The 3,903-nt window shown below is 62.0% G+C and carries 5 protein-coding genes; 4 read left to right on the top strand and 1 reads right to left on the bottom strand.

Features of this window, described 5'->3' with window-relative positions; genetic code table 11:
• Positions 1 to 90: 90 nt before the first annotated feature.
• Both NUV89_RS28365 and NUV89_RS28360 read left to right on the top strand, forming a co-directional pair.
• On the top strand, positions 91 to 1,278 hold the full coding sequence (locus NUV89_RS28365) for an acyl-CoA dehydrogenase family protein (RefSeq protein ID WP_257783917.1): 1,188 nt from the start codon (positions 91 to 93) through the stop codon (positions 1,276 to 1,278).
• Between the two features lie 12 nt (positions 1,279 to 1,290).
• The gene (locus NUV89_RS28360; RefSeq protein WP_017734835.1) at positions 1,291 to 2,394 is read left to right on the top strand and encodes a sigma-54-dependent Fis family transcriptional regulator; all 1,104 of its coding nucleotides are present in this window, start codon (positions 1,291 to 1,293) and stop codon (positions 2,392 to 2,394) included.
• On the opposite strand, the gene NUV89_RS28355 is transcribed toward NUV89_RS28360, so the two are convergent.
• Positions 2,383 to 2,748 carry an antibiotic biosynthesis monooxygenase gene (locus tag NUV89_RS28355; RefSeq protein WP_257783916.1) on the bottom strand — a complete coding sequence of 122 codons (366 nt, stop codon included), beginning with the start codon at positions 2,746 to 2,748 and terminating at the stop codon, positions 2,383 to 2,385. The two genes, NUV89_RS28360 and NUV89_RS28355, sit on opposite strands and share 12 nt — an antisense overlap.
• A gap of 99 nt (positions 2,749 to 2,847) precedes the next feature.
• On the opposite strand from NUV89_RS28355, the gene soxR reads away from it, so the two are divergent.
• Positions 2,848 to 3,297: a redox-sensitive transcriptional activator SoxR gene (soxR, locus tag NUV89_RS28350; protein WP_257783915.1), complete on the top strand. Its 450-nt coding sequence runs from the start codon at positions 2,848 to 2,850 to the stop codon at positions 3,295 to 3,297.
• Positions 3,298 to 3,369: 72 nt separating this feature from the next.
• Positions 3,370 to 3,831: a VOC family protein gene (locus NUV89_RS28345; protein ID WP_257783914.1), complete on the top strand. Its 462-nt coding sequence runs from the start codon at positions 3,370 to 3,372 to the stop codon at positions 3,829 to 3,831.
• Positions 3,832 to 3,903 lie beyond the last annotated feature (72 nt).

The raw sequence follows: 3,903 nt of genomic DNA, 5'->3' as shown, positions 1-3,903 counted from the left end.
GACCCACCGCTTTCGCGAGCAAGCCCGCTCCCACACAAGCCCGCTCCCACATTTGAGCTTCATTGCCAGATAGATATTGAGGAACACCGCGTGACAGCCAAACCCCACAGCGTCCTGCCCTCCCCCCTGCAGACCGCCAAACTGCTGGCCGCCGAATTCGCCCTCAGCGCCGTCGAACGCGACGAGCGCGGCGGCACGCCGAAAGCCGAACGTGATGCCCTGCGCCATAGCGGCCTGCTGGCCCTGAGCATTCCCACCCAATACGGCGGCCTTGGCGCACGTTGGAGCGACACCCTCGGCATCGTGCGTGAATTTGCCAAGGTCGACAGTTCCATCGCCCACGTCTTCGGCTTCCATCACCTGATGCTGGCTACCGTGCGCCTGTTTTCGCGCCCGGACCAATGGCAACCCTGGTTCGAACAGACCGCGCGCAAGAACTGGTTCTGGGGCAACGCCCTCAACCCGTTGGACACGCGCACAGTGGTCAAGGACTTCGGCGGCTGGCGCGAATTCTCCGGCAAAAAGAGCTTCTGCTCCGGCGCCAGCGACTCGGAAATGCTCATCGCCTCGGCGGTGGATGAAAGCGCCGGCGGCAAGCTGCTGATCGCCGCCATCCCGAGTGGACGCAGCGGCATCACCTTGCACAATGACTGGAACAACATCGGCCAGCGCCAGACCGACAGTGGCAGTGCCAGCTTCGAGCGGGTGCGCGTCGAAGAATCGGAGTTGCTGCTCGACCCCGGCCCACTGAGTACGCCGTTTGCCTGCCTGCGCCCGCTGATCGCCCAGCTGACCTTCACCCATATGTTCCTCGGGATTGCCGAAGGCGCTTTTGAAGAAGCACGCAACTACACCCTCACCGAAACCCGCGCCTGGCATAAATCCTCGGCCATCGACGTACGCAACGACCCGTACGTGCTGCATCACTACGGCGAGTTCTGGGTGGCGCTGGAAGGCGTGCGCCTGCTGGTCGAGCGCGCCGCCGAGTTGCTCGACCAGGCGTGGGCCAAGGGGCCCAACCTCAGCGAGCACGAGCGCGGCCAACTGGCGATTGCCATCGCCACCGCCAAAGTCGCCGCCACCCGCCAGGGCCTGGAGTTGTGCAGCCGCCTGTTCGACGTCACCGGCGCGCGCTCCACCCACGCCTCGCTGCGCCTGGACCGCCACTGGCGCAACCTGCGCACCCAGAGCCTGCACGATCCGCTGGACTACAAGCTCCACGAACTGGGGGACTGGGCGTTGAACCATTCCCTGCCCATTCCGACGTTCTACTCCTGAGAAGAGGTGCCCATGCAGCTATTAACCCTACCGCCCTCGCCCGCCCTTGCGACCTCGATCCGCGCCACAGCCCAAGTCTTCGAAGACCCGAAATCCCAGGCGCTGCTCGACCATATCCAGCAAGTCGCGCCGAGCGAAGCCAGCGTGTTGATCATCGGCGAGACCGGCACCGGTAAAGAGTTGGTGGCGCGGCATATCCACAACCTCAGCGCACGGCGCAACCGGCCATTCGTGGCGGTGAACTGCGGGGCGTTCTCCGAATCGCTGGTAGAAGCCGAACTGTTCGGCCACGAAAAAGGTGCCTTCACCGGCGCCCTCAGCGCCAAGGCCGGCTGGTTCGAAGAAGCGGACGGCGGCACCTTGTTCCTCGATGAGATCGGCGACTTGCCGATGGCGATCCAGGTCAAACTGCTGCGCGTCCTACAGGAACGCGAAGTCGTACGCCTGGGTTCACGCAAGAGCATTCCGATTGATGTGCGCGTACTCGCCGCAACCAACGTGCAATTGGAGAAGGCGATCAATGCCGGGCATTTTCGCGAAGACCTGTATTACCGCCTCGACGTGGTCAGCCTGGAGCTCAGCCCCCTGCGCGAGCGTCCCGGCGATATCCTGCCGCTGACCCGGCACTTCATCGAAGCCTACAGCCAGCGCCTCGGCTACGGCCCGATCACCATCAGCCGCGAGGCCGAACACAAGCTGAAAAGCTACAGCTGGCCGGGCAATATCCGCGAGCTGGAAAACGTGATTCACCACACCCTGCTGATCTGCCGTAACGGCGTGATCGAACGGGACGACCTGCGCCTGTCCAACCTGCGCATCGAGCGCCAGGACGACAGCGGGCACGGCACCGACAACAGCGCCGCCGCGTTGCTGGAGCGCGCCTTCCAGAAACTCTTCGAAGAACAGGCCGGCGCCCTGCATGAAAAGGTCGAAGATGCGCTATTGCGCGCCGCCTACCGCTTCAGCCATTACAACCAGGTACACACCGCCAACCTGCTGGGCCTGAGCCGCAACGTCACCCGTACACGGCTTATCAAGATCGGCGAGCTGGCGGTGAACAAGCGCCGCCCCGGCGAAAACCTGCAAGGCGAGCGCATGCTGCACTTATCCATCTAGGCGGCAGTGCAAGGCATTGTCATGGCTGCGCTCGAAACTGCGCAGCACCTGGAACGAACCGAAGGTCACGGCTGTGGCCTGGTGGGCGCGGATCAGTGTCCAGAAATCTTCCTCGCCATGCTCAAAGCATTTAAACGCCGCCTCGCCGTCCTCACGGGAGCGCCATTGCAGGTAATTGAGCACCCGCCGCCCATCGTCGCTGACCTGCACACTCGCATTGATAAAACCACCATGGCCTTGCGCCAGGCGCTCGCTTTGGGTGCTCAACGCGGCCACCAGGGCGACTTGCTGGCGGGGTTCGATCTGAAACTCGATCAATTGAGTGAAGCTGCGATTCTTCTCTGATACCTGCATGAATACTCCCCTTTCTCTGTAGGCAGAATCTTGCGATCCGATGCCACGCAGGGTAAAACCTCTAGTTAAGTCAAGGTCAAGCACTGTTAGGGGTTTTGCATGGTCAACAAGGAACTCACCGTCGGCCAACTGGCGGCGCGCAGCGGTGTAGCGGTGACGGCGCTGCATTTCTACGAGAACAAGGGGCTTATCAAAAGCAATCGCAACGCGGGCAACCAGCGGCGTTACCCGCGAGATGTGTTGCGGCGCGTGGTGGTTATCAAGATCGCCCAACGCCTGGGAATTCCCCTGGCGACGATTGGCGAGGCCCTGCACACACTGCCGGACGGGCGTACGCCGACGGCCAAGGATTGGGAACGCCTGTCGGCGCTGTGGCGCGAGGACCTGGATGAGCGCATCAACAAATTGTTGCTGCTGCGCGACAAGCTCAATGGCTGTATCGGCTGTGGCTGTTTGTCGTTGGAGGCGTGCCCGTTGCGCAATCAGGATGACCTGCTGGGCGAGCGCGGGCCGGGAGCGCAACTGTTGGAACCCACCACACATCCCTGAAGTGGCTGTCTTGGAGGCGTGACCTATAGTGAAAAAGCTGTCCCTCCAAAACCACTACCCAAGGAGAACGAAATGAGCGCCAAACCTATCCCCGAGGGCTTTCACAGCATTACGCCGTATCTCGGCGTTGAAAAAGCCGCCGAAGCGATCGAGTTCTACAAAAAAGCCTTCGATGCCATCCAAGTCATGCGCCTGGACATGCCCGACGGCAAGGTCGGCCATGCGGAGCTGCGCATCGGCGACTCGCCGATCATGCTCGGCTCGCCCTGCGATGAAAGTGCCTTCGGCAGCCCGCGCAACGGGCATACCAGTGTCGGTATCCATCTCTACGTGACAGACGTCGACAAGCAGTACAAACAAGCCATCGCCGCAGGTGGCACCGTGATCTCGGAGCCCAAGGATCAGTTCTACGGTGACCGTTCCGGCACGCTGAAAGACCCGTTCGGCCATGTGTGGTTCCTGGCCACGCACAAAGAGGACCTGAGCGAAGCGCAGATTCGCCAGCGCGCCATGGAGATGTTCCAGCAAGGCTGAGGACTGGCACAAAACCAATGTGGGAGCGGGCTTGCTCGCGAAGGCGGTGGATCAGTTGAATGACCTGTGACT

It is taken from the genome of Pseudomonas sp. 18.1.10, assembly GCF_024655625.1.
Classification (GTDB): Bacteria; Pseudomonadota; Gammaproteobacteria; order Pseudomonadales; family Pseudomonadaceae; genus Aquipseudomonas.
Note: the sequence above shows the minus strand (reverse complement) of the source record. Positions and strands in the feature narration are given on the sequence as shown.